The following is a 24,928-nucleotide window of genomic DNA, read 5'->3' as shown; positions in this document are numbered from 1 at the left end:
AGCATGGTGACGGGGGACGACGACATCGGCGGGTGAGTGACCCCACCGCAGCCGTACCGGCCAGTGCCGGTACGGCCGGTTCCTGCCGTCGACCTGTCTGCCCGACCGGGGATGCCGGTCGCATCCCCGGCTCTCGTCCCGAGGGTGTTCCCCGATGCCTGAATCCTGTGTCGTCGTCACCAACCTCTCCTTCTCCTGGCCGGATGACACTCCGGTGTTCCAGGAACTCTCCTTCACCGTGCCACCCGGCCGGACCGCCCTGGTCGCGCCGAATGGTGCCGGGAAGACGACCCTGCTGCGGCTGATCGCCGGTGAACTCACCCCGACCACCGGCTCCGTGACGGTCGAGGGCCACCTGGGCTATCTGCCGCAGGACCTGCCGCTGGCCGGCGAGTTGACGGTCGCCCGGGTGCTCGGCGTCGACGCCACCCTCGCGGCCCTGCGCGCCATCGAGGCGGGCGACGCGGCGGAGGAGCACTTCACGGCGATCGGCGACGACTGGAACGTGGCCGAACGCAGCCACGCCGCCCTCGACCGGCTCGGCCTCGGCGCGGTGGACCTGGACCGGCGCCTGCACACCCTCAGCGGTGGTCAGGTGGTCTCCCTCGGGCTGGCGGCGCAACTGCTGGCACACCCGGACGTGCTGTTGCTGGACGAGCCCACCAACAACCTCGACATCGACGCCCGGCAGCGCCTGTACGCGGTGTTGGCGGACTGGTCCGGGTGTCTGCTGCTGGTCAGCCACGACCGGGCGCTGCTGGACCGGATGGACCGCGTCGCCGAGCTGGACCGGGGCGAGCTGCGGCTGTTCGGCGGCAACTTCACCGCGTACCAGGAGGCCACGCAGCTGGCCCGGGAGGCGGCCGAGCGGACGGTGCGCAGCGCCGAGCAGGAGGTCAAGCGGGAGAAGCGGGAGCTGCAACAGGCCCGCGAACGAGCCGACCGGCGGGCCGGGACCGCCGCCCGCAACCTCGGCAACGCCGGCCTGCCCCGCATCGTCGCCGGTGGCCTCAAGCGCAGCGCGCAGGAGTCCGCCGGGCGGGCCCAGCAGGCACACGCCAGCCGGGTCACCGGCGCGCAGGCCCGCCTGGACGAGGCCAGCCGGGCGTTGCGGGAGGACCAGACGCTGACCCTGGACCTGCCGGACACCCAGGTACCCGCCGGCCGGACCGTGGTCGCCGCCGAACACCTGCAGGTACGCCACAACGGGCGGGCCCTGTTCGCCGACGACGGCGTCGACCTGATGGTTCGGGGCCCGGAACGGATCGCGCTGACCGGACCCAACGGGGTGGGCAAGTCCACCCTGCTGCGTCTGCTGCACGGCGACCTGGCCAGCGAGGGCGGGTCGGTGCGGCGCGGGGACGGTCGGGTCGCGTACCTGTCGCAGCGGCTGGACCTGCTCGATCCTGAGCGGACGGTCGCGCAGAACCTGGCCGACTACGCCCCCGACCGGCCGCCGGCCGAGCGGATGAACCTGCTCGCCCGGTTCCTGTTCCGGGGCGCCCGTGCCCAACTGCCGGTGGGGGTGCTCTCCGGCGGTGAACGGTTGCGGGCGACCCTGGCCTGTGTGCTCTACGCCCAGCCGGCACCGCACCTGCTTCTGTTGGACGAGCCCACCAACAACCTGGACCTGACCAGTGTGGCCCAGCTGGAGGGGGCGCTGGCGGCGTACCGGGGCGCGTTCGTCGTGGTCAGCCACGACGAACGGTTCCTGGCCGACATCGGCGTGCAGCGCTGGCTTCGGCTGGACGCCGGTGACCTTCGGGAGGTTCCCGCTCCGGAACCACGCTGATCGACCAGACCCCGCTCCCGGTCAGCCGGCCGGGGGCGGGGGCGGTCCGAGGCGGCTGATGTCGTACCCGTCGGGGTAGGTGCGGGTGCGGATGCCGTCGGCGAACAGCGGTGTGCGGCGGGGCCGGCCGAACCAGCGTTGCAGTCGGGCCCGGCCGCGCAGGGTCAGGTGCACTCCGGCCCGGATCGGCCAGCCGGGCGGCGCGAGGAGGGTGGCCCGTCGCAGCGGTGCGTCGTACATGGCGCTGACCAGGGAATTTCCCAGTGGCGTGAGGAGCCTGGGGAGCCGGGTCAGCATCAGCATCCGGGTGGCCCGTTCGATGGTCGCCGCGTCGTCGTTGGGGTGCAGGTGCGCGGCGTCGTAGGCGTCGAACCAGGCGGCGAACTCCGCGTAGCTGGCGGGGACGTCGGTGACGCCCATCCGCCGGCCCAGCTCCCGGTAGAAGGCGTGGGTGGCCTGGCGCTCGTGACAGCAGGGGCGGCGCCAACCGTAGCGCTCCAGCCAGCGGATCGGGACGACCACCAGGCAGGCCAGCACGTACCGGTAGTCGTCGGCGTCGATGTCGTACCGGCGGTGGATCTGGTTGATCCGGCGCAACGCCTCGCGGCCACGCGGCTGGTCGAAGCCGTTGAGCACCATCTCGTACATCAGCAGGCCGGTGTCGTCGATGCGCTGCTGGGTGCGTTCGGTCAGCTCGCCGGTGCCGGTGTGTACGGCGGCGATCCGGGGGATGGAGAAGGAACGGTTGAAGGCGAGGTTCAGCCCGAGCTTGAGGTCCCAGCAGAACTCCCGCCGCAGCATGGTCTGGTAGATCTCCAGATGGTCGCGTTCGGGATCGAGGGTGCGGATGCGGGCCAGGTTCGCGTAACGGTCTCTCAACGCCTGCTGTCTCCCACCGGATGCTGCGGGGCGCCGCGGACCGCGTCGAGCGTCCGGGCCACCACCGACGATCGGGCGTACGCGTCGGTGACCTGTCCCAGCCACGCGACCTCGCCAGCGTATCCACCGGCCGGCCGGTGCAGGTCGTCGGCGGGTTGCGGCTCGGCGGCCAGGGTTCCGGCCCGGTGGGCGTGCAGCGCGCAGGCCAGCTGGGCGGCCTCGACGGCGGCCCGCCGGTCCGCGCCGGTCAGGCCCGCGGCGTCGGCGAGGCGTTCGGCGGTCCGGCCGACGGCGACCGCCAGGTACGGGCGCAGTGCCAGCCGGCCGTCGCGGATCTCGGCCACCCGACGGGTGAGCGCGTAGTCGATGTCGCGCAGCGCGGTGAACGGTCGCCGCAGGCTGTCGTCGAGTTCGATGCCGGGCAGGGCGCGGACCAGGTCGTGCCAGAGTGGACCGAGCCGACGGTACGCGCGCAGGTCGGCACAGCGGCGGGTGAGCGTGAGCAGGGGACCCCAGGCGGGCATGGTCAGGCCGGTGATCATGAGCAGGGCGGCGGCGGTGACCAGTACCGCCGCGATCTCCTCCTCGCCGCCGGGGCGGGCACCGGAGCGGTAGGCGACCAGGTAGCAGATCTTGTTGATGCTGTAGAGCAGGGCGAAGACCGCGCCGACGGCGGTGACCCGCAACCCTCGTCGCAGCCAGGGACGTCCGCAGATCCGGGCGAAGCGCCAGCAGAGCCGGGTGATGTCGAAGCAGTACGCGAGGAAGCCCATCGCCATGAAGATCAGCAGATAGGCGGTGACCACCGGGTCGGTGGCGTACTCCACGGTCAACCGTACCGGGGTGGGGTAGCGCAGCGTCCAGGCGAAGAGGGCGACCATCACGGCGAAGGTGACGCCGGTGATCCGGATCCACCACCGGCTGCGGGTGGCGGCCGTGGCCGGGGGCAGGGCGAGGTGCAGCAGCATGGTCTCGGCGCTGGCCGCGATGGTCAGCGCGCAGCCGTGCGAGATCACCTTGGCCAGGTTGGGTAGGCCCGAGCCCTGGTCGAGCAGGGTGGCCACCGGAGGGACGGCGAGGGTGATGCCGGCGGCGAAGGCGCCGAAGGCGACGCAGATCGCCCGGCGGGCCTGACTGGGGCGGCGTCGTTGCAGCCGCAGCAGGTACCCGAACGCGAGCCAGCCGGTGGCGGCGCAGAGGGTGTAGAGGACGACGGCCACCGCCGTCACCGGTCCGGATGTTCCAGGGAGTGCCGGAGCCGGCCGTAGAGTTCGCTCTGGTCGGCGTCCAACGGTGCGTCGGGGCGTACGCCGCGGTCGTCGCGGGCCCGGCGCAGCAGGAGCGAGCCGATCATCTCGGCCTCCCGTTCCTCGTCGGCGTCGTAGTTGCTGCGGCCGAGGAACCGGCGTACCAGTTGCGGGTCGAGGTCGGGCAGGAGCAGTCGGGACGCGGCCGGGTCGAGCACCGCCGAGGCGCGGTGCCCGGCGAGCAGGTGCCCCAGTTCGTGGCCGATGATCAGCAACTGGTGCAGCGGTGAGGTGTCCTGCTCGTAGAAGATGGCGTCGAAGCCGCCGGTGGGCACCCACATGCCGCAGACGGTGTGCACCGGCAGGCTGATCGGCACCAGCCGCAGCGGGCGACCCCGGCGTTCGCCCAGTAGGCGACAGAGTTGGTGGATGTCGAACGGTTCGGGCACCCCGAGGTCGGCCAGGACCCGCTCACAGTGCTTTCGTAGCCGGTGCAGCTTCACCTCTGCCCACTCCCGCTCGTCGGCACGGTGCCATCGGAGGACCAACACCACGCCCCGCTGTCACAGCCGATGGTGCTCGTCGGGGTCAACCTCGGCGGCCACCGCCCGCAACCGGGCGACCATCTGCTCCACCAGTTGGGTGTCGGTGGGGGAGAGGCCCGCGTCGGTGAGCACCTGGCGGAGGGCTACCTGCTTGACGTCCATCCGGCGTAGCTCGGCCAGCAGGGTGATCTGTTCCTCGACCCGCCGGGCCGCCGCGTCGTCGACGAAGTATCCCGAGCTGACCCCGAAGGCCCGGGCCAGCGCCCGGATGTGGGACATCCGGGGATCCTGGGCAACGCCGCGGCGCAACTCGCCGACGTACGCCGCGCTGATCGTGACGCCGGTGTCGGTGGCGGCAAGGTTGATCTTGTCGGCGATCTCCCGGTTGGTGTAGCTGCGCAGCGGGTCCTCGGATTCGCCGATCTCCTCGGCGGTGGGCCGGATCGTGGTGAAGAGGTACTCCAGGCGGGCCGCGAGGGTGTCGAGTGAGGGCAGGCGTGGTTCCTCGGGTGGTTCTTCGGCCATGACTGTGTCCCTCCCCGGCGTGAACAACAGTGTCGCAGGTATCGCTGCCGGATAAACAGGTGTTGACATCTCTACCGAACGTGAGCGTATGCTCGCCGTACTTGAGCAACAAGCGTTGAGCGGTTCGGGTTTTTGCTCAACGCCTGTTGCGCGAGTGGGGGGAGTCGAACAGTTCGACGACCGGCCCGCCCGGGGGGACGGGTCGGGCGGCGTCGCCGGTTCTGTCGGAGCGGGGGTGGATCCATTCCGGCAGGTCCGGCGAAGCTGTGCCCGCCCTCGGTCGACCCGCGCCGCACGTCGGCGGGGGCGGCTGCGGCGCGGCCACGATGGGTCACGGGACCGTCCATCGTGGCCGTCCGGCCGTCCGGCCAGGCTGGGTGTCCGCTGACCGGGGCGCGCAGGCGCTGCGTGGCGGGGGTCAGGCCGGAGTGGTCGCGGGTGGGTTGACGACGGACACCGGCCGGCCGGCTGGCTGTCGCAGCACGAAGACCCGGGGTGCCACCCGCTCCATCCCGCCGTCGCGGCCGATCACCAGGCCGGAGGCGAAGTCGACGAAGGAGCGGGCCTGCTCGCTGGTCAACCCGGTCAGGTCCATGACCACCGTGAAGCCCTCGCAGAAGTAGTGGCCGATGTAGATCGCCTCGTCGTAGTCCCTGGGACGCAGCGTCTTGATCATCCGGCCCGTCTCCCTCCGCGTCGCGCCAGCCTGCAGGCCGGCTCCAGCTTCCCACAGAGATCCGGCCGAGGGCCTCGTGAGCGGGTTCGTCCGGGGTGTCGACCCCCTTCTTGACACCCGGCGGCAAGGTTAGGCTAGCCTAACCGCATGTCCAACGGTGAAGAGCCGATCGACCCTGCCGTGGGCCTGCGCGGGGTGGATCTGCGGCTGGGGTACCACGGCACCGTCGTGGTCCACGATGCCGCGATCAGGCTACGCCCCAGCGCGGTGACGGCCCTGGTCGGCCCGAACGGCAGCGGCAAGTCGACCCTGCTGCGGGCGCTGGCCCGGCTGCACCCGGTGGCCGGTGGTGAGGTGCTGCTCGGCGACGGCACCGCCGCCGGCGAGCTGCCGGCCCGGGAGTTCGCCCGCCGGGTCACCCTGCTGGCGCAGAGCCGCCCCGTGCCCAGCGGGATCACCGTCCGGGACGTGGTCGGCTACGGCCGGCATCCGTACCGGGGCCGGTGGCGGGCCGCCGACCCCGACGGCCCCGCCATGGTCGCCCGGGCGATGACGGTCACCGGCGTGACCGCGATGGCCGACCGGCCGGTCGACGAACTCTCCGGCGGCGAGCTGCAGCGGGTGTGGCTGGCGACCTGCCTGGCCCAGGACACCCCGGTACTGCTGCTCGACGAGCCCACCACCTTCCTGGACCTGCGCTACCAGGTGGAGATCCTCGACCTGATGCGTGACCTGGCCGACGAGCACGCCGTCGCCGTCGGGGTCGTCCTGCACGACCTCAACCAGGCCGCCGCCGTGGCTGACGAGGTGGTGCTGCTGCACGGCGGGCGGGTCCGGGCCACCGGCACCCCCGCCGAGGTCTTCACCGAGGCCGCCCTCACCGAGACGTACGGCATCCGCATCGAGGTGAGCATCGACCCGTCGACCGGACTGCTGTCGACCCGACCGGTGGGGCGGCACAGCGTCCGTCTCCCCGCCTGAACACCCCCATCCCACGCAGAAGCAGAAAGACAGTGATGAACCGTACCCGTGCCACCGTCCTGGTCGCCGCTCTGACCGCACTGCTGGTCAGCGCCTGCGGCACCACCGAGAACGCCCCGGCCGAGACGCCGACCAGCGCCGCCGCCGGCGGTCCGGTCACCGTCACCGACAGCCGGGGCAAGGCCGTCACCCTGGACGCCCCGGCGACCAAGGTCGTCGGCCTGGAGTGGGGCGAGGCCGAGATGCTGGTCAGCCTGGGCGTGATGCCCGTCGGTGTCGCCGACCCCAAGGGGTACGCCACCTGGGTGACCGCCGCCAAGCTCGACGCCAGCGTCAAGGACGTCGGCACCCGGGCCGAGCCGAGCGTCGACTCGATCGTCGCCCTGGAGCCCGACCTGGTGGTGCTGGGCTCCGACCGGGGCGCCACCCTCATCGACCAGCTGGAGAAGTACGTGCCGGTGGTGGTCACCAAGGGCAGCGACGCCACCGACAACCTGGGCCGGATGCGCTCCGACCTGAACATGATCGCCACCGCCGTCGGCAAGACGGCGGAGGCGGAGAAGCTGCTCACCGACTTCGACGCGGCGATCGCCGACGGCAAGAAGAAGATCGCCGACGCCGGCGCCGCCGGAAAGTCCTTCGCCATCGCCGACGGCTGGAAGGAAGGCAGCACCATCTCCATCCGGATGTTCGGTCAGGGTGCGCTGGTCTCCCAGATCGGGCTGCAGCTCGGCCTGAAGAACGCCTGGACCGGTGAGGTCGACAAGGCGTGGGGGCTCGGGCAGACCGACGTCGAGGGGCTGACCAACCTCAAGGACCAGGACCTGCACTTCTTCTACAACGCCTCCGACGGCGGGGACGTCTTCGCCGACGGCCTGAACAGCAACGCCATCTGGACCTCCTTCGCCTTCGTCAAGCAGGGCAACCTGCACCGGATGCCCGACGGGATCTGGACCTTCGGTGGCCCGCTCTCCGGCAAGCAGTACCTTGACGAGCTCGTCAAGGTCTACACGGTGTGAACCAGCTGCTCAAACCCGCCGCACCGGAGCCGGCCACCCGGCCGGCCCCGGTCGGCAGGCCCCCCGCCACCCGGATCGTGGCCGCCTTCGTGCTGGCCACCGCCGTCCTGATCGTGGTCGCCGCGGTCCACCTCACCCAGGGGACCTCCTCGGTCGGCGCGCTGGACCTGCTCCGGCTCGCCACCGGCGGCGACGACGAGACGGCCCGGGTCCTGGTCGCCTCCCGGCTGCCCCGGCTGCTCACCGGACTGGCCATCGGCATCGCCCTGGGCTTCGCCGGTGCCGCCCTGCAGTCCATCGCCCGCAACCCGCTGGCCTCCCCGGACACCCTCGCGGTGAACGCCGGAGCGCACCTGGCCATCGTGGGCGTGGCGGCCTTCGGCATCACCCTGCCGGTGCTGCCCGCCGGTGGCCTCGCCCTCGGCGGTGGGCTGGTGGCCGCCGCCCTGGTGATGGCGCTCGCCGCCGGCGGCCAGGCCAGCACCACCCGCCTCATCCTGGCCGGCTCGGCCATCGCGTTGGCGCTCAACAGCCTGACCATGCTTCTGCTGCTCCTGTTCGAACAGGGCACCATCGGCCTGTTCGCCTGGGGCAACGGCTCGCTCGTGCAGAGTGACCTGCACGCCCTGACCCAGCTCGCCCCGGTGATCGCCGTCGCGGTCGGCGCGTTGCTGTTGCTCGGGCACCGCCTGGACATCCTCGCCCTCGGCGACGACACCGCCACCGTGCTCGGGCTGGACGTGCGGCGTACCCGACTGCTGGTGACCCTGCTGGCCGTGCTGCTCTCCGCCGTCGCGGTGACCCTGACCGGGCCGGTGGGTTTCGTCGGCCTCTGCGCCCCGGTGATCGTCCGGCTGCTCGCCCCCGTCTTCCCCGGGGTGCACCGGCACCGCATCCTGCTGCCGCTCTCCGGCATCGCCGGCGTCATCATCGTGCTCGGCTCGGACGTGCTGCTGCGCGCGGTGATGGGCGGGCAGGCCGGGGTGGACATCCCCACCGGCGTGGTCACCACGCTGCTCGGCGCGGCCATCCTGATCTGGCTGGCCCGCCGGCACCGCGACGCCGGCCCGACCCGCCGTCCCCCCGGTGGCCACGCCGCCGTGCGGTCCGCCCGGTTCCACCGCCTGGTGGTGGGCTGCGGCGTCGCGCTCGTCGTCACGGCGCTGGCCGTCGGGATGCTGCTCGGCGACACCTGGGTACTGCTCGGTGACATCGTCAACTGGGTGCAGGGCCGCACCGGGACCGGCTACACCTTCGTACTGGACCAGCGCTGGCCACGCGTCGCGGCGGCGGCCCTGGCCGGGGTGGCCCTGGCGGTCGCCGGCACCACCGTTCAGGCGGTCTGCCGCAACCCGCTGGCCGAACCCGGCATCCTCGGCATCACCGCCGGCGCCGGAGTGGGCGCGGTGGCGTTGCTGACCTTCCTGCCGGCCGCCGGGGTGTGGGCCGTCTCCGGGGTCGCCGGCATCGGCGCGATGCTGGCGTTCACCCTGGTCTACGCCACCGCCTGGCGGGGCGGCCTCAGCTCCGACCGGCTCGTGCTGATCGGCTTCGGCGCCTGGCAGGGCGGCATGGCGGTGATCACCTTCCTGATCGTCGCGTTCGACCCGTACAACACCGGCAAGGCGTTGACCTGGCTCTCCGGCTCCACCTACGGCCGTACCGCCGGCCAGGTGCTGCCGGTGGCGATCGCCCTGGTGGTGCTCACCCCGGCGGTGCTGGCGGCCCGCCGGGAGCTGGACCTGCTCGCCCTCGACGACGACACCCCACGGGTGCTGGGCGTCCGGCTGGAACGCACCCGGCTGGTCGCGTTGGCCGCCGCGGCCCTGCTGACCTCCACCGCGGTCTCCGCCGTCGGGGTGATCGGTTTCGTCGGCCTGGTCGCGCCGCACGCCGCCCGCGCCCTGGTCGGTGCCCGGCACACCCGGGTACTGCCGGTCGCCGCCCTGCTCGGTGCCGTCCTGGTCAGCCTCGCCGACACCGTCGGCCGGACCGTCATCGCCCCCGCCCAGATCCCCGCCGGCCTGGTCACCGCCATGATCGGCACCCCCTACTTCGTCTGGTTGCTGTGGCGTTCACGCGCCGTGGCGACCGGTCCCCGATAGGCGCGCGCCCGTGCGCCGGATCCCGCACAGGAAGAACCCATGACCCAGACCCTGCCCATCACGCCGTGGCGCCTGTTCACCGTGGAAGTTCGCGCGGTGCGTCGGCTCAGCCCCTCCTTCGTCCGGGTCACCTTCACCGGTGCCGACCTGGACCGCTTCGCCGACAACGGCTACGACCAGCGGATCAAGCTGGCCCTGCCGCTGCCCGGACAGCGTGGGGTGTACCTGCCGCAGGGCCCCGACTGGTACGCGCAGTGGCGGGCCCTGCCCGAGCACCGCCGCAACCCGATCCGCACGTACACCGCGCGCGCGGTCCGGGCGCAACTCGGTGAGCTCGACGTCGACCTGGTCCTGCACGGCGACGGCGGCCCGGCCACCCGCTGGGCCCGTCGGGTACGCCCCGGCGACGAGGTCGCCATCGTCGGCCCGGACGCCGGCTACGACGGCGACCACGGCGGCATCGAGTTCCGGCCCCCGACCAGCGGAGAGCTGCTGCTGGCCGGGGACGAGACGGCGGTGCCGGCGATCAGCGCCATCCTGGAACGGCTGCCGCTGGACGCCCGGGGCCGGGTGCTGCTGGAGGTGCCCGAGTCGACCGACGCCCTGCCGCTGCTGACGCCACCGGGGGTCGAGGTCACCTGGCTGACCCGGGGCGACGCCGAGCACGGCAGCCGCCTGGTCCCGGCGGTCCGGGAGGCCGCCGGCCGGTTGCTGGCCGACCGGCAGCCCGTCGGTGCGTCGCTGATCGCCGAGGTGGACGTGGACACCGAGATCCTCTGGGAGTGCCCGACCCCGCCGACGGCGGTGCCGCTGTACGCGTGGCTGGCCGGGGAGGCCGGCGTGATCCGTACCCTGCGTCGGCACCTGGTGGTCGACTGCGGGATGGACCGCAGCGCGGTGGCCTTCATGGGCTACTGGCGGCACGGCCGGGCCGCCTGACTCCGGTGCCGGACCGTACCCGCAGGGGGCACCGACGGTGAACGTCCGCAAGGGACGGCACCAAGGGGCCGTACGCTGACCGGCGTGTCGAAATCGCCGCGCAGCAAGCCGTTGATCTGGACCGTCACCCTCGCCGTCGTGCTCGGCGCGGTCTTCGGGCTCTACTGGTTCCAACCGTGGAAACTGGTCACCGAGACGGTGGTCGACGAGGCGGTCCCGGTGGTCGACGGCCCGCCCGCGTCCCTGCCGTCCGGTCCCGCCGAACCGGCGACCGCCGCGTCCCCGACCGCCGTGCCCACCCCCGTCGAGCCCTCGCCGACCCGGACGGGCAACCGGTTGCTGGCCGCCGGGGAGTTCGTCACCCACGAGCACGACACCAGTGGCGTCGCCCAGGTGGTCGAGCTGCCCGACGGTCGCCGTCAGCTCGTCCTGCGTGACCTCGCCACCAGCAACGGTCCGGATCTGCGGGTCTGGCTGACCGACCAGCCGGTGCTGCCCGGCGTCGCCGGCTGGCGGGTCTTCGACGACGGCGAGTGGGTGGAGCTGGGCCGACTCAAGGGCAACCGGGGCACCCAGGCCTACGACATTCCCGCGAGCGTCGACCTGACCGCGCTGACCAGCGTCTCCATCTGGTGCAAGCGCTTCTCGGTCTCCTTCGGCGCCGCCGGACTCGCCGCCTGAGCGGGCACCCGCCGCCGTCCGGCCCGCCGCCGGGGACCCGTCACCGCCCGGCCTGGGGCCGACCGTGGTCGGGCCCGACCGACCCCGCTGCGCGAGAGCCCGGTCACGGTGCGCTGACGGCGGCCCGCCAGGGCGAACGGATCTGCATCCTTCCTGCTGGGGACACCGGTCGGGCGGTTACCCTTCGGCCAACGTCCGAACCGGACGTGGTCCACCCGCGCCGCCGACCATCCACTGCGGCCGGTGGGATCCGCACCAGGGGCAGGGGAACGGCCGCCATGCAACGAGGGTCCGGGAGTCCGACAGCGGTGCGCGCCGACCCGGCCGCGCCGACCGGCCGGGTACGGGTCGACAGCGACTGGCTGACCACCCTGGTCGGTGGGCTGCTCGCGGCCACCGGCCTACCCCGTCCCGCCGCCGCCACGGTCGCCGAGTCGCTTGTCGACGCCGACCGTCGTGGGGTGCCGTCGCACGGCGTGATGCTGGTCCCGATGTACCTCGACCGGCTGCGCAGCGGCTCGGTCAGCACCGCCACCCGGGCCGAGCCGGTGGTCGACCTCGGCGCGATCGCCGTCCTCGACGCCGGCCACGCCCTCGGCGTGCTCACCGCCGACCAGGCCATGGCCCTGGCGGTCGGCAAGGCACGCGAGTTCGGAATCGGGGCGGTGAGCGTACGGCGGGCCTTCCACTTCGGCGCCGCCGGCCGGTACGCCCGCGCGGCCGCCCAGGCCGGCCTGATCGGGGTGGCCATGTCGAACACCCGACCGCTGATGCCGGCACCCGGTGGCGGGCACCCGGTGGTCGGCAACAACCCGGTCGCGCTCGGCCTGCCGGCCGGGGTCGACGGTGAGCCGGTGGTGCTGGACATCGCCCTGTCCGAGGTGGCGTTGGGCCGGATCCGGCTGGCCGAGTCCGCCGGCGGGCAGATCCCCACCGGCTGGGCCACCGACAGCCTCGGCCGGGACACCACCGACCCCGCCGCGGCGCTCGCCGGCATGCTGCTGCCCGCCGCCGGGCACAAGGGCTTCGGGCTGGCCCTGATGGTCGACGCGCTGACCGGGGTGCTCTCCGGGGGCGGCTTCGGCCAGCAGGTGCGCGGCCTGTACGCCGACACCGCCGTACCCAACGACTGTGCGCACTTCTTCCTGGCGTTGGATCCGGCGGCCTTCGGCGATCCGGCGGAGTTCACCGCCCGGCTGGCCGCCCTGGGCCGGCAGGTGACCGCGCCGCCGTACGCGCCCGGGGTGGACCGGGTCACCCTGCCCGGCGAGCGGTCCGCGCGGCGGCTGCGCGAGTCGGCGTACCGGGGGACGCCCCTGGACCGGGCGCTGCTGGACCGACTGCACCAACTGGCGGGGGAGTTGGGCCTGCCCGACCAACCCCCGAGCACCGTGGCACCGGCACCCGAAGGAGTTCACTGATGTCCGCTGAGATCCCGCCCGTCGACAACCTCTCCGCCGCGGCGGCGTACTCGGGGGAGTTGCCCGACCGGTCGGCCGTGCCGGTGGACGGCGATCCGGCGCTGCGCCGGTTCCGGGAGATCATGGTCAACGTCGGCGACCTGGCGTGGGTGGACAAGACGCTGGCCGGGCTGTCGCACAAGATGCTCTGGCGCGACGACGAGACCGGCGCGTCGATCGCCCTGGTCCGGTTCCAGGCCGGGTCCGGCATCCCGTCGGCGCACGCGCACGCCTCGAACCAGTTCATGTACTGCCTGGCCGGCCGCTACACCTACCAGCCGACCGGGATCACCCTGGTGCCCGGCTCGTTCTACTGGAACCCCAAGGGCAGCGTGCACGGCCCGACGGTGGCCGAGCAGGAGTCGGTGCTGCTGGAGGTCTACGACGGCCCGCACTATCCGACCCAACCCGACTGGTACACCAGCACCGACGACGCCCGCTGAGGACACCGCCATGCCGAAGGAACTGCTTGTCTCGCCCGACCTGGCCCCGCCGAACGGGCACTTCGCCCAGGCCACCGTCGCCGGCCCCGGCCGGCTGGTCTTCGTCTCGGGGATGACCGCCCGCACCGCCGACGGCGGCATCGCCGGCATCGGCGACGTCGAGGAGCAGACCCACCAGGTCTGCCGGAACCTGGACGCCGCCGTGCGGGCCGCCGGCGGCACCCTCGACGACGTCGCGCGGGTCGACGTCTACGTCCGCGACATCGGCCACTTCGACACCATCCACCGGGTACGCCGGCAGTACTTCACCGGCCCGCCACCGGCGTCCACCATGGTGGAGGTGTCCCGCTTCGTCCACCCGGACTACCTGATCGAGATCAACGCGATCGCGGTGCTCGACGCGGGGGAGTCGGCGTGAGGCTGGGGCGGATGCTCCTCGACGGTCAGTGGCGTACCGTCTCGGTCCGCCCCGACGAGCAGGAGGTCGTGGTCCTCCCGGGCGACCTGGGCAGCGTCGACGACCTGGTCCGGGGCGGCCCGCAGGCGCTCGCCGCGGCGCAGGCGGCCCAGTCCACGGCACCCGTGCGGCGGCTCGATCCGGCACTGCTGGGCGCGCCGCTTACCCGGTTCAACCGGGACATCCTCTGTACCGGCTGGAACTACTGGGCCCACTACGAGGAGTCCGCCGGACGTCGGGAGGGGCAGGACCCGGCCGAGCGGCCCCGCCACCCCACCTTCTTCACCAAGGGCCCGGACACCGTCGTCGGCCCGTACGACGACATCCGCTACGACGCGCGGGTCTCTGACCGCTGGGACTACGAGGCCGAGGTGGCCCTGGTGATCGGCCGGGCGGGCCGGTCGATCCCGGCGGAGCGGGCGCTGGAGCACGTCTTCGGCTACCTGGTGGCCAACGACGTCTCCCAGCGGGACCTGCAACGCGCCCACGGCGGCCAGTGGCTCAAGGGCAAGAGCATCGACGACACCATGCCGCTGGGCCCGTGGGTCACCACCGCCGACGAGATCGGCGACCCGGCGGCGCTGCGGATCCGCTGCCTGGTCAACGACGAGGTACGCCAGGACGCGGTAACCGGGCAGATGGCCTTCTCGGTCGCGCAGCTCATCGCCGAGCTGAGCTGGGGTATGACACTGCGCCCCGGCGACGTGCTGCTGACCGGCACCCCCGCCGGCATCGGCAACGCCCGCGACCCGCAGGTCTTCCTGGCCCCCGGCGACGTGGTCACCACCGAGGTGGACAGGCTCGGCACCCTCCACAACCGCGTGGTCCAGCTGTGAAGCGCGAGGAACTCGCCGGTGTTGCGAGTACCGCAGTCGCGAACGAGCCTGCTCAGCGTGGGGTGGACGTGCACACCCATCTCGCGCCGTCGCTTGTCGACGCGGGCATCGACGACCTGGTCACCACCGCCGACGACGGGCGGCACGTGGTGGCCGGACACCCGGTCGGGCCGGCCGCCCTGCACCGGCCGCAGGCGCTGCTGGCGTACCTGGACGCGGCCGGGCTGGACGCCGCGGTGGTGACCGTTCCGCCGCCGTACCACGGTCAGCATCTCGGGCCGGCGGACAGTGCGCGGTGGGCGGCGGCGGTCAACGACGGACTGCTGGCCCGGACCGCCGGGCAGCCCCGGCTGCGCCCGCTGGCGTTCCTGCCGCTGCACGAGCCCGCCGTGGCGCTGGCCGAGTACCAGCGGATCCGCGCCGACGACCGCTGGTGGGGGGTGACCGCCGGGGCGGGTGGGCGGATTCCGTCGCTGGCCGGTGCCGCGTTCGGGCCGCTCTTCGCGGCGCTGGACGCAGACCGGCGGGGGCTGCTGCTGCACCCGTCGGCGTCACCGGATCGTCGGCTGGACGAGTTCTATCTCGGCAACCTGCTCGGCAATCCGGTGGAGACGGCCGTCGCGGTGGGGCAGTTGGTCTTCGGTGACGTCGTCGGCCGGTACCCGGGGATGCGGCTGGTGCTGGTGCACGGCGGCGGTGCCGTGCCGGCGCTGGTGGGCCGCTGGGACCGGGGGGTGGCCACCGACCGTCCCGGCGTCGGCCCGCTGTCGCTTCCCCCGGCGCGGGCGCTGCGCCGGATCTGGACCGACTGCCTGACCCACCAGCCGTCGATGACCGCCGTGGTCGCCGAGGTGTTCGGTACGGACCGGTTGCTGCTCGGCAGCGACTGGCCGTTCCCGATGGGCACCGACGACCCGGCGGCGTTCCTCGGCGGCCGGGACGACCCACTGGCCCGGCAGGCCGCCACCGCCAACGCCGCCGCCGCCTTCGGCAGCAGACCCGGCCTGCCCGGCGACCGGTGACCGAAGACCGGTGACCGACCGCCGGTCCCAGCCGGCGCCGGCGTCGCGGTGGCCCGCCGGCCGGGTTTGTGCCCGGTCGGGCCGGGTATCGGCGGGTCCGTGCGGGACGGACGGCGGAGTCGGGCGGGAGCGTGGTGAACCGGGCCGGGCTCGGCGCCGCCGCGCTGGCCGGGGCGCTCGCGGTGCACGCCGGGCCGGCGCTCAGCGCCATCCTGCCGCTGCGTCGCCGCTTCCTGCCGGGTCTCGCGGGGGTCGGCCGACCCGGGCACGTGGCGTTGACCCTCGACGACGGGCCGGACCGCGACTCCACCCCCTGGTTCCTGCGGACCCTGGCCGACACCCGGGTCCGGGCCACCTTCTTCCTGCTCGGCGTGATGGTGGACCGGGACCCCGGGCTGGGGCGGGAGATCGTGGCCGCCGGGCACGAGGTCGCCGTGCACGGCTGGCGGCACCGCAACCTGCTGCGGTGCCCGCCCCGGGTGACGTACGCCGACATCGGCCGGGCCCGGGACCGGATCGCGGCGGCGACCGGGACGACACCCCGCTGGTACCGGCCGCCGTACGGGGTGCTGACCACCGCCGCCGTGCTGGCCTGCCGACGGCTGGAGCTGACCCCGGTGCTGTGGACGGCGTGGGGCCGGGACTGGGTGTCCGGGGCCGAGCCGGAGTGGATCCAGCGCAATCTCACCCGGACCCTGGCCGACGGCGGCACCGTCCTGCTGCACGACTCCGACTGCGCCTCGTCGCCCCGGGCCTGGCAGGGCGCGTTGGGCACGCTGCCCCTGCTGGTGCGCTGGGCCGGGCGACGGGGGATCACCCTCGGGCCGTTGGCCGAACACGGACTCGGCACCCCCCGCGGGGACGATCCGGACGGCTGGCGCGGGCCAACCCGGAACAACCGGTGACTGTTCTCCATCCGGCGGGGTAAGCGCGCCGGGTGAGGGGGCGCGGTGGGAACGAGCACGTCGACCACCGGATCGTGGTGGTGTCGGCCGACATCGGTGCCGGCCATGACGCCGCCGCCGGGGAGTTGGCGCGCCGGCTGCGGGCGCGGGGGTTCACCGTCGACCGGGTGAACTTCCTGGCCACCCTGCCCGGCCCGCTGGACCGGCTGGTCCGCCAGACCTACTGGGGCATGCTGCGCTGGCTGCCCTGGAGCTACCAGGCGTTGTTCACGGTCACCAGCCGGTCACCCGTGGCGCTGGCGCTGATCCGGGCCGCGCTGCGTCCGGCGTACCGGCGGATGCTTGCGCACCTGCCCCCGGACACCCGGGCCGTGGTCACCACCTTCCCGTTCGCCAACCAGCTGCTCGGACCGTTGCGCGAGGACCGGCGGATCACCGTCCCGGTCGTCGCGTACGTGACGGACTTCGCGGTCCATCCCTCCTGGATCAGCCCGGGGGTCGACCTGTACTGCGTGGTCCACGACGCGGCCCGGGACACCGCGGACGCCAACGGGGCGCGGGCGGTCCGGGTGGTGGGGCCGCTGATCTCCCGGCGGTTCACCGACGCGGCCGGGTTGAGTCGGGCCGCCGCCCGGGACCGGTTCGGGTTGCCGCAGCGGGCCCGGCTGGCCCTGATCGTGGCGGGCGCCTGGGGCGCCGGGGACGTGGTCCGGACCGCCCGCGAGGTGCTCGCCACCGACGGGGTCCAGCCGGTGGTGGTCTGCGGTCACAACGAGCGGCTGCGCCGCCGGCTGCGGGACTTTCCCGGGCACGTCCTCGGTTGGGTGGCGGACATGCCCGCCCTGATGCGCGCGGTCGACGTGATCGTGGAGAACGCCGGCGGGCTGACCTGCCAGGAGTCCCTCGCCTCCGGCCTGCCCACGGTCACCTACCGGCCGCTGCCGGGGCACGGCCGGGCCAACGCCGAGATCCTCACCCGCTGCGGGTTGACCACGTACGTCGACTCCACCGCGCGGTTGGGGCCGGCCCTGACCGACCTGCTCACCGGGGCGGGTGAACCCGCCGCCGTCCCGCCGGCCGGGGTGGACGTGGCCGCCGTGGTCGAGGGGCTGGCACCGACGACGCCGGTGGCCGCCCCCCGGCCGCTGCCGCGGTGGGCCTGACGGCCGCCCATGCTGCTCGCCGTCCTGCTCTCCTTCGCCACCGCCTTCTGCTACGGGCTCTCCGCCGCCGTGCACCAGCGGGCGGCGAAGCGGGAACGCCCGCATGCCGCGTTGGACCCCCGACTGCTGGTACGGCTGTTCCGCAACCGGTTGTGGCTCTCCGGTTGGCTGCCGGACACCGCCGGGGCGGCCCTGCACGCCACCGCGCTGCGCTTCGGCCCCCTGGTGCTGGTCCAACCCGTGCTGGCCAGCGGGCTGTTCATGGCGATCCTGATCGAGGCGGTGCTCGACCGGCGGCGGGTGCTGCGCCGGGACGCGATGGCCATCGGGGTCGGCGCGACCGGACTGGCCGCCTTCCTGGTGGTCTCCGACGCGCGGGCCGGCGTCACCGACCCGTCCCTGTCGAGTTGGGTCTGGGTCGGGGTGGGTGCCGGCGTGGCCGTGGCGGGTTGTGTGCTGCTCTCGGTCCGGCTGCGGGGGGCGGTGCGGGGCGCGGTGCTCGGGGTGGCCTGCGGGATCGCCTACAGCGTGGCGGCCGCCCTGGCCAAGGCGGTCGTCGGCCGGTACCAGGGCGATCTGGTGCCGGTGCTGCTGGACTGGCGGTTCGCGGCCCTGGCGCTGGTGGCCCTGCTCGGTCTGCTGCTCAACCAGAACGCCTTCCAGAGCGGCCGGCTCGCCGCGCCGCTGACCGCGCTGACCCTCACCGATCCGGTGGTCAGCGTCGTGGTCGGGGTGACCGCCTTCCAGGAGACCGTGTCGCTGGGTGGGATCCGGCTCGTCGGGCTCGGGGTGTCCGCGGTGGCGATCCTGGCCGGCATCTGGCTGGCCGGTACGGGCAGCCGGCAGGACCGGCGGTGACGGTCAGTCCTGCGGGGCGGGGTCGGGCCGGTCCGGGCCGGGCGGCGGCGGGAGGAAGGCCAACGCCACGGTCAGGTCCAGGACGGCGGCCGGGTCGTCGAGGCGGTCGGCGTAGCGCTCCCGCAGCCGGCCCATCCGGTACCGCACGGTCTGCGGGTGCACGAACAGGTCGGCGGCCACCTGGTCGCGGCGGCCCTGGTGCAGCAGCCAGGAACGTAACGTCTCGGCGAGCCGGTGCGCGGTGGCCGGCGGCAGGTCCGACAGCGGAGCCAACGCCTGGGCGCGCAGGTCGGCCAGGCTCTCCGGGTCCGCGCCGAGGAGCAGCTCGGCGAGGTGCCGTTCGGTGTCGACCGGATCGTCGCCTCCCTCGCCGAGGCCGACCTGGCGCGCCCGCAGCGCCCGCCGGTAGGAGAAGGCGGCCCGGTGCCAGGGCCGGGCCGGGCCGACCACCGCCCGCAGGCCGTGCAGGGTCCGCAGCAGGTGCGCCCGGCGGGCGGCGTGCATGTCCGGCACGAGCAGCACGGACAGCTCCTCGGTGGCCTCCACGCCCGGCAGGTCCTCGGCGCTGTCCAGGGTGTGCGGGTCCAGCCGGGCCAGGGCGCCCCGGACGGTGCTGCGGGGCAGCAGCACCGCGGTCAGGGTCTGTGGCACCGGCCAGTCGGCCCGGTCGGCCCGGCCGCGCAGGGCCTCCTCGGCCTCGCCGGCCAGCAGCAGGTGGGTCAGGCGTTCCAGGTTGCGCCGGCGGGCCTGGCCGGCACTGGCCAGCTCGTCGGCGTGCCCGGCCACGCTGGCGGCGGAGAGCTCGTCGATGTAGGCGAACATCAGCTCGGCGAACTCGGCGACGGTGGCGGCGGGCAGCCCGCCCCGCACGGTGGTGGTGGACATCTCCCGCCAGGCCACCCGGGCGCCCACCCGGTACGCCGCCAGCAGCGCGTCCATGCTCCGACCGGCGCGGGCCTCCCCACTGCCCAGCGCGTACGCCGCTGCCAGGGCGTGGGTCAGCGGGGTGCTCGGGTCGATACCCTGGGACCGTTCCATCAGGTTGAGGAAGGTGCCGAGGGCGATCTGCACCGCGTTCTCGATCTTCTCCCGCATCTGCCCGGTGAGGGTGCCCGAGTAGCTCGGCACCTCGGCGGTGATCCGGGTGACCGTGCGTTCGGCGAGCGCGGGCAGTTGGTCACGCAGGGCCCGGCTGGCCTGTTCGTCGAGGCCGAACCGGGCGGGCAGCGGGCCGGCCGGGAAGTCGTCTGACATGGGGGAGCCTCCCTGCTTTGTTCCCAGTGAACAATAACGCAGGAGTCATTCACACCGTCAGGTCAAGATTTTATCCGCCGGGGTAGTCACTCTGGGGATATGACCTCGATCGCGACGCGCCCGCCCCGGAAGGCCTCGCTGCGGGACCGGCTGATGCGGCTCGCCGAGACGGTGACGACGCCGCTGCTGCCGGAGGACTACCTCGACCTGATCGACCCGCTGCGCTCCGGCGCGGCGCTGCGCGGCCGGATCCTCGCCGTGCAACCCCAGACCCGCGACGCCGCCACCCTGACCATCCAGCCCGGCCGGGGCTGGCGGGGCCACACCCCCGGCCAGTACGTCCGCCTCGGTGTCGACGTCGACGGGGTGCGCCAGTGGCGGGCGTACTCGGTCACCTCGGTGCCCGGACGGCCGGGCGCGCCCATCTCGGTCACCGTCAAGGCCATTCCCGACGGCGTGGTCAGCAACCACCTGGTACGCCGGATCCAGCCGGGCACGATCGTCCAGCTCGACCAGGCCCAGGGTGACTTCGTGCTGCCCCGGCCCGTCCCGGAGCGGGTCCTCTTCGTCACCGCGGGCAGCGGCATCACCCCGGTGATGGCGATGCTGCGTGCCGGGGTCCACCGGGCCGCCGACGTGGTGCTGATCCACTCCGCACCCACCCCCGACGACGTGATCTTCGCCGCCGAGCTGCGGGACCTCGCGGCGCGGGGAGCCATCCGGCTGCACGAACGGCACACCGACACCGCCGGTCCGCTGACCGTCGACCAGCTCGACGAGCTGGTCGGAGACCACCTGGACCGGCAGACCTGGGCGTGTGGCCCGGTCGGCCTGCTGGACGCCGTCGAGGCGCACTGGACGGCCCGGCAGCGCGCCGAGCGGCTGCACACCGAACGCTTCCGACCCACCGTCGTCACCCCCGGTGCCGGCGGCGAGGTCACCTTCACCCGGGCGGCGGTGACCCTGCGGGCCGACGGCGCCACCCCGATCCTCGACGCCGGGGAGTCCGCCGGCGTGCTGATGCCCTCCGGCTGCCGGATGGGCATCTGCTACGGCTGCGTGCTGCCGCTGCGGCAGGGCGCGGTCCGGGACCTGCGCAACGGCACCGTCACCACGGCGGTGCCCGGCGACGGCGTACTCATCCAGACCTGTGTGTCGGCTGCGGCCGGCGCCTGCGACATCGACCTGTGACAGGAGTTGGCGGACGTGACCGCGATCCAGAACAAGTCCCAGAACCCGATCGCCCACCTCAGCGCGGCGGACATCGAGGTCCTCGGTAAGGAACTCGACGCCATCCGCGACCGCGTCATCGCCGAGCGGGGCGAGGCCGACGCGGCGTACATCCGCAAGGTCATCGCCACCCAGCGCAAGCTGGAGCTGGGCAGCCGGGCGGTCCTGCTCTTCTCGCTCTTCCCGCCGGCCTGGCTGGTCGGCACCGCCGGCCTGGCGGTGGCGAAGATCCTGGAGAACATGGAGATCGGCCACAACATCCTGCACGGCCAGTACGACTTCATGCGCGACCCGAAGATCCACTCGACCACCTGGGAGTGGGACCACGTCTCCCCGGCCGACCAGTGGAAGCACTCGCACAACGAGCTGCACCACACCTACACCAACGTGCTCGGCAAGGACAACGACCTCGGGTACGGCATCATGCGCGTCGACGAGGACCAGAAGTGGTACCCGCTGCACCTCGGCCAGCCGCTGTGGAACTTCCTCAACGCCTGCTTCTTCGAGTACGGCATCGCCGCGTACGACCTGGAGCTGGGGCGCAACCTGCGCAAGGGCCGGCACAAGGCCCCCGAGTTCCGGGCCCGGGTACGCGCCGTCGGCCGCAAGATCCGCCGGCAGGTGCTCAAGGACTACGTCATCCACCCGCTGCTGTCCGGCCCGTCCTTCCTGACCACCCTCGCCGCCACCTTCACCGCCAACCTGATCCGCAACCTGTGGAGCCACTCGGTGATCATGTGTGGCCACTTCCCGAGCGGGGTGCAGACCTTCGAGAAGACCTCGATCGAGGGCGAGACCCGGGGCGAGTGGTACCTGCGGCAGATGCTCGGCTCGGCCAACATCAGCGGCAGCCGGCTGATGCACCTGATGACCGGGAACCTGTCGTTCCAGATCGAGCACCACCTCTTCCCCGACCTGCCGAGCAAGCGCTACCAGGAGATCGCCCCCGAGGTGCGCGCCCTGTTCGACAGGTACGGCCTGACCTACACCACCGGGCCACTGCCCAAGCAGGTCGCCTCCGCCTGGTGGAAGGTCATCCGGCTCTCCCTGCCCAACCGTCGCCCGGCCACCCCCACCGCGCCCCCGAGGGCCACCACCGAGGTCGGCGCGGAGGCACCCACCCCGGCCCTCACGGCCGCCTGACCGGTCGCTTCCGCACCGGTACGAGACCCCGGCCCGACCTGGGCCGGTAACCCCGGCCGGGGGCCACCGCCCCACGGCCGACCCCGCCCGGCCCCGGCGTCACCCGCCGGGGCCCGGTCTTTTCCCGGGTACGACTCGACGGCGGGCCGACCCCGGACAACCGGTCCGCTCAGCGACGGTGTGACGGTCGGGTGCTCTGGCGGCCCCGCACGAAGGCCAGCACGAAGAGGACCACGAAGGCGATCGCCCCGATGACGATGAGCCACCGGGCCGCCTCCAGAAGCAGTCCGAGCAGCACGAGCGCCACCGCGACGACGCCGATGACCAGCAGCATGGCCCGCATGTACCCGCCCGGTCATGCCCGCCGAGACGGTCAGCGGTGGGTCCGGCGTGCCCGGGCCGAGGGCAGCTCAGGGAGGCTCAGGGGCGGGCCAGGTAGACGGTGTTGGCGGACTCCCCGCCGGTCAGGGGGTTGGCGAAGGTCACCACGTGGGCCGCCAGGTACTCGTCGCCGAGCTTGACCTCGTACACCATGGTGATTGTGTCGTCAGCGTTTGGGGCGTTTGGTTGGTGGTGTGGTGGGGTCGGTGGTGGGTCGGGTCGTCTCGGTGGCAGGCCGGTTGGGGTTGGTGGTGTGTGGGCTGGTGAGGGCGGCGATGCTGCTGACGGCAGGTGGTAGCCGCCAGTGGTCGGGTTTGGTGGGGTGGGGGATGGGGGTGAGTCCGTGGCGGGTCAGGGCGTCGAGGAGTACCTGTTCGGTGCCCCTGGTACTCCGACCATGGGTCCGGAGGTTGCTCAGGAGTCTGCCGGTGGGGACGTCGGCGTCGTGGCCGTTGATGGTGACGCGGTCGGTGTCTCTGGACTTGGGGAGGTTGCCGGGTGGGCGGGTGTTGAGGGCTTGGGCGTAGATGCGGTCGGTCCACGTGATCCGGTTGCCGGTGGGTGGTAGTCGCCAGTGGTCGGGTTTGGTGGGGTGGGGGATGGGGGTGAGTCCGTGGCGGGTCAGGGCGTCGAGGAGTACCTGTTCGGTGCCCCCGTCACGCCGGCCAGCGGTTCGGAGGGTGTTCAGGAGTTTGCCGGTGGGGATGTCGGCGTCGTGGCCGTTGATGGTGACGCGGTCGGTGTCTCTGGACTTGGGGAGGTTGCCGGGTGGGCGGGTGTTGAGGGCTTGGGCGTAGATGCGGTCGGTCCACGTGATCCGGTTGCCGGTGGGTGGTAGTCGCCAGTGGTCGGGTTTCTCGGGGTGGGGGATGGGGGTGAGTCCGTGGCGGGTCAGGGCGTCGAGGAGTACCTGCTCGGTGCCCCCGGTGATCCGGCCAGCGGTTCGGAGGTGGTGCAGGAGTCTGCCGGTGGGGATGTCGGCGTCGTGGCCGTTGATGGTGACGCGGTCGGTGTCTCTGGACTTGGGGAGGTTGCCGGGTGGGCGGGTGTTGAGGGCTTGGGCGTAGTGCTTGTCGGTCCAGGTGGTGCGTCGGGGTTGGGTGTCCATGTTGTGTTCTTTTCTGTTGGAGCTGGTCGGACGGGTTGGGGTGGTGATTGTGTCGTCAGCGTTTGGGGCGTTTGGTTGGTGGTGTGGTGGGGTCGGTGGTGGGTCGGGTCGTCTCGGTGGCAGGCCGGTTGGGGTTGGTGGTGTGTGGGCTGGTGAGGGCGGCGATGCTGCTGACGGCAGGTGGTAGCCGCCAGTGGTCGGGTTTGGTGGGGTGGGGGATGGGGGTGAGTCCGTGTCGGGCGAGGGCGTCGAGGAGTACCTGTTCGGTGCCCCCGTCACGCCGGCCAGCGGTTCGGAGGGTGTTCAGGAGTTTGCCGGTGGGGATGTCGGTGTCGTGGCCGTTGATGGTGATCCGGTCGGTGTCTCTGGACTTGGGGAGGTTGCCGGGTTCGCGGGTGTTGAGGGCTTGGGCGTAGATGCGGTCGGTCCGCATGACCTTGTCGCCGGTGGGTGGTAGTCGCCAGTGGTCGGGTTTGGTGGGGTGTGGGATGGGGGTGAGTCCGTGTCGGGCGAGGGCGTCGAGGAGTACCTGTTCGGTGCCCCCGTCACGCCGGCCTTGGGCCCGGAGGTTGTCCAGGAGTTTGCCGGTGGGGACGTCGGCGTCGTGGCCGTTGATCGTGACGCGGTCGGTGTCCTCTCGCTTGGGGAGGTTGCCGGGTGTGCGGGTGTTGAGGGCTTGGGCGTAGATGCGGTCGGTCCACGTGATCCGGTTGCCGGTGGGTGGTAGTCGCCAGTGGTCGGGTTTGGTGGGGTGGGGGATGGGGGTGAGTCCGTGGCGGGCCAGGGCGTCGAGGAGCACCTGCTCGGTGCCCCCGGTGATCCGGCCAGCGGCCCGGAGTTTGTTCAGGAGGGCGCCGGTGGGGATGTCGGCGTCGTGGCCGTTGATGGTGATCCGGTCGGTGTCTCTGGACTTGGGGAGGTTGCCGGGTTCGCGGGAGTTGAGGGCTTGGGCGTAGATGCGGTCGGTCCACATGACCAGGTCGCCGCTGGGGGGCAGTCGCCAGTGGTCAGGCTTTGCGGGGTGGGGGATGGGGGTGAGTCCGTGGCGGGTCAGGGCGTCGAGGAGTACCTGTTCGGTGCCCCCGTCACGCCGGCCTTGGGCCCGGAGGTTGTCCAGGAGTTTGCCGGTGGGGATGTCGGTGTCGTGGCCGTTGATGGTGACGCGGTCGGTGTCTTTTTGCTTGGGGAGGTTGCCGGGTTCGCGGGTGTCGAGGGCTTGGGCGTAGTGCTTGTCGGTCCAGGTGGTGCGTCGGGGTTGGGTGTCCATGTTGTGTTCTTT

The 24,928-nt window shown here is 72.8% G+C and carries 25 protein-coding genes; 16 read left to right on the top strand and 9 right to left on the bottom strand.

Translation table 11 applies throughout. The features are described from left to right. The first annotated feature begins 154 nt into the window (after nucleotides 1-154). Nucleotides 155-1,792, top strand: a complete 1,638-nt coding sequence (abc-f, locus tag GA0070617_RS18085; protein ID WP_091439604.1) for a ribosomal protection-like ABC-F family protein — start codon at nucleotides 155-157, stop codon at nucleotides 1,790-1,792. Between the two features lie 21 nt (nucleotides 1,793-1,813). On the opposite strand, the gene GA0070617_RS18080 is transcribed toward abc-f, so the two are convergent. The 5 genes from GA0070617_RS18080 to sepF form a co-directional block, all read right to left on the bottom strand. Then, nucleotides 1,814-2,671, bottom strand: coding sequence for an oxygenase MpaB family protein (locus GA0070617_RS18080; protein WP_091439602.1), 858 nt, complete (start codon nucleotides 2,669-2,671; stop codon nucleotides 1,814-1,816). Continuing rightward, nucleotides 2,668-3,891: an MAB_1171c family putative transporter gene (locus tag GA0070617_RS18075; protein WP_091446611.1), complete on the bottom strand. Its 1,224-nt coding sequence runs from the start codon at nucleotides 3,889-3,891 to the stop codon at nucleotides 2,668-2,670. Before GA0070617_RS18075 ends, GA0070617_RS18080 begins: the two co-directional genes overlap by 4 nt. 5 nt (nucleotides 3,892-3,896) lie before the next feature. Continuing rightward, a complete protein-coding gene (locus GA0070617_RS31600) occupies nucleotides 3,897-4,469 on the bottom strand; it encodes a hypothetical protein (RefSeq protein WP_229688570.1) in 573 nt (190 codons plus the stop codon). A gap of 12 nt (nucleotides 4,470-4,481) precedes the next feature. Further along, nucleotides 4,482-4,988 carry a hypothetical protein gene (locus tag GA0070617_RS18065; RefSeq protein WP_091439599.1) on the bottom strand — a complete coding sequence of 169 codons (507 nt, stop codon included), beginning with the start codon at nucleotides 4,986-4,988 and terminating at the stop codon, nucleotides 4,482-4,484. A gap of 418 nt (nucleotides 4,989-5,406) precedes the next feature. Then, nucleotides 5,407-5,664 carry a cell division protein SepF gene (sepF, locus tag GA0070617_RS18060; protein WP_091439596.1) on the bottom strand — a complete coding sequence of 86 codons (258 nt, stop codon included), beginning with the start codon at nucleotides 5,662-5,664 and terminating at the stop codon, nucleotides 5,407-5,409. Nucleotides 5,665-5,811: 147 nt separating this feature from the next. On the opposite strand from sepF, the gene GA0070617_RS18055 reads away from it, so the two are divergent. From GA0070617_RS18055 to GA0070617_RS17995, 13 genes are all read left to right on the top strand, one after another. Next, a complete protein-coding gene (locus tag GA0070617_RS18055) occupies nucleotides 5,812-6,645 on the top strand; it encodes an ABC transporter ATP-binding protein (protein WP_091439593.1) in 834 nt (277 codons plus the stop codon). 35 nt (nucleotides 6,646-6,680) lie between these two features. Next, entirely contained in the window at nucleotides 6,681-7,664 is a 984-nt protein-coding gene (locus tag GA0070617_RS18050) for an ABC transporter substrate-binding protein (protein WP_091439589.1), read from the top strand. Nucleotides 7,665-7,669: 5 nt separating this feature from the next. Beyond that, nucleotides 7,670-9,769 carry an iron ABC transporter permease gene (locus GA0070617_RS18045; protein ID WP_091446607.1) on the top strand — a complete coding sequence of 700 codons (2,100 nt, stop codon included), beginning with the start codon at nucleotides 7,670-7,672 and terminating at the stop codon, nucleotides 9,767-9,769. A 39-nt stretch (nucleotides 9,770-9,808) separates the two neighbouring features. After that, complete coding sequence (locus GA0070617_RS18040; RefSeq protein ID WP_091439586.1) at nucleotides 9,809-10,708, top strand: siderophore-interacting protein; 900 nt, start codon at nucleotides 9,809-9,811, stop codon at nucleotides 10,706-10,708. 84 nt (nucleotides 10,709-10,792) lie between these two features. Beyond that, nucleotides 10,793-11,389, top strand: a complete 597-nt coding sequence (locus GA0070617_RS18035) for a DM13 domain-containing protein (protein WP_091439583.1) — start codon at nucleotides 10,793-10,795, stop codon at nucleotides 11,387-11,389. 308 nt (nucleotides 11,390-11,697) lie between these two features. Next, the gene (locus GA0070617_RS18030) at nucleotides 11,698-12,810 is read left to right on the top strand and encodes an Ldh family oxidoreductase (RefSeq protein WP_217628835.1); all 1,113 of its coding nucleotides are present in this window, start codon (nucleotides 11,698-11,700) and stop codon (nucleotides 12,808-12,810) included. Further along, complete coding sequence (locus GA0070617_RS18025) at nucleotides 12,810-13,292, top strand: cupin domain-containing protein (protein WP_217628834.1); 483 nt, start codon at nucleotides 12,810-12,812, stop codon at nucleotides 13,290-13,292. Before GA0070617_RS18030 ends, GA0070617_RS18025 begins: the two co-directional genes overlap by 1 nt. A gap of 10 nt (nucleotides 13,293-13,302) precedes the next feature. Continuing rightward, complete coding sequence (locus GA0070617_RS18020; RefSeq protein WP_091439521.1) at nucleotides 13,303-13,710, top strand: RidA family protein; 408 nt, start codon at nucleotides 13,303-13,305, stop codon at nucleotides 13,708-13,710. Continuing rightward, the gene (locus GA0070617_RS18015) at nucleotides 13,707-14,585 is read left to right on the top strand and encodes a fumarylacetoacetate hydrolase family protein (protein ID WP_217628833.1); all 879 of its coding nucleotides are present in this window, start codon (nucleotides 13,707-13,709) and stop codon (nucleotides 14,583-14,585) included. The genes GA0070617_RS18020 and GA0070617_RS18015 overlap by 4 nt, the downstream gene beginning before the upstream one ends. 68 nt (nucleotides 14,586-14,653) lie before the next feature. Then, nucleotides 14,654-15,607, top strand: coding sequence for an amidohydrolase family protein (locus GA0070617_RS18010; RefSeq protein WP_217628832.1), 954 nt, complete (start codon nucleotides 14,654-14,656; stop codon nucleotides 15,605-15,607). Between the two features lie 134 nt (nucleotides 15,608-15,741). Beyond that, the gene (locus GA0070617_RS18005; protein WP_229688572.1) at nucleotides 15,742-16,512 is read left to right on the top strand and encodes a polysaccharide deacetylase family protein; all 771 of its coding nucleotides are present in this window, start codon (nucleotides 15,742-15,744) and stop codon (nucleotides 16,510-16,512) included. A gap of 32 nt (nucleotides 16,513-16,544) precedes the next feature. Then, complete coding sequence (locus GA0070617_RS18000) at nucleotides 16,545-17,675, top strand: MGDG synthase family glycosyltransferase (protein ID WP_091439508.1); 1,131 nt, start codon at nucleotides 16,545-16,547, stop codon at nucleotides 17,673-17,675. A gap of 9 nt (nucleotides 17,676-17,684) precedes the next feature. Continuing rightward, the gene (locus GA0070617_RS17995; protein WP_091439506.1) at nucleotides 17,685-18,533 is read left to right on the top strand and encodes a DMT family transporter; all 849 of its coding nucleotides are present in this window, start codon (nucleotides 17,685-17,687) and stop codon (nucleotides 18,531-18,533) included. Nucleotides 18,534-18,536: 3 nt separating this feature from the next. Here GA0070617_RS17995 and GA0070617_RS17990 read toward each other — a convergent pair whose 3' ends face one another. Beyond that, nucleotides 18,537-19,787 carry a PucR family transcriptional regulator gene (locus GA0070617_RS17990; RefSeq protein WP_091439505.1) on the bottom strand — a complete coding sequence of 417 codons (1,251 nt, stop codon included), beginning with the start codon at nucleotides 19,785-19,787 and terminating at the stop codon, nucleotides 18,537-18,539. Nucleotides 19,788-19,886: 99 nt separating this feature from the next. Here GA0070617_RS17990 and GA0070617_RS17985 point away from each other — a divergent pair, with 99 nt between their 5' ends. Together GA0070617_RS17985 and GA0070617_RS17980 are read left to right on the top strand one after the other, a co-directional pair. Beyond that, nucleotides 19,887-20,978, top strand: a complete 1,092-nt coding sequence (locus GA0070617_RS17985; protein WP_091439503.1) for a ferredoxin reductase — start codon at nucleotides 19,887-19,889, stop codon at nucleotides 20,976-20,978. A 15-nt stretch (nucleotides 20,979-20,993) separates the two neighbouring features. Further along, nucleotides 20,994-22,160, top strand: coding sequence for a fatty acid desaturase family protein (locus GA0070617_RS17980; RefSeq protein WP_229688573.1), 1,167 nt, complete (start codon nucleotides 20,994-20,996; stop codon nucleotides 22,158-22,160). A 169-nt stretch (nucleotides 22,161-22,329) separates the two neighbouring features. Here GA0070617_RS17980 and GA0070617_RS30660 read toward each other — a convergent pair whose 3' ends face one another. The 3 genes from GA0070617_RS30660 to GA0070617_RS17970 form a co-directional block, all read right to left on the bottom strand. Beyond that, nucleotides 22,330-22,503 (bottom strand): hypothetical protein, encoded by a 174-nt coding sequence (locus GA0070617_RS30660; RefSeq protein ID WP_175440575.1) that lies wholly within the window; start codon nucleotides 22,501-22,503, stop codon nucleotides 22,330-22,332. Between the two features lie 204 nt (nucleotides 22,504-22,707). Beyond that, on the bottom strand, nucleotides 22,708-23,649 hold the full coding sequence (locus GA0070617_RS17975) for a hypothetical protein (RefSeq protein WP_091439502.1): 942 nt from the start codon (nucleotides 23,647-23,649) through the stop codon (nucleotides 22,708-22,710). 55 nt (nucleotides 23,650-23,704) lie between these two features. Then, entirely contained in the window at nucleotides 23,705-24,916 is a 1,212-nt protein-coding gene (locus GA0070617_RS17970) for a hypothetical protein (protein ID WP_091439501.1), read from the bottom strand. Nucleotides 24,917-24,928: the final 12 nt, after the last annotated feature.

This window comes from Micromonospora yangpuensis (genome assembly GCF_900091615.1).
GTDB classification, from domain to species: Bacteria; Actinomycetota; Actinomycetes; order Mycobacteriales; family Micromonosporaceae; genus Micromonospora; species Micromonospora yangpuensis.
The sequence above is the reverse complement of the archived record's forward strand: the minus strand, read 5'-3'. Positions and strand labels throughout refer to the sequence as shown.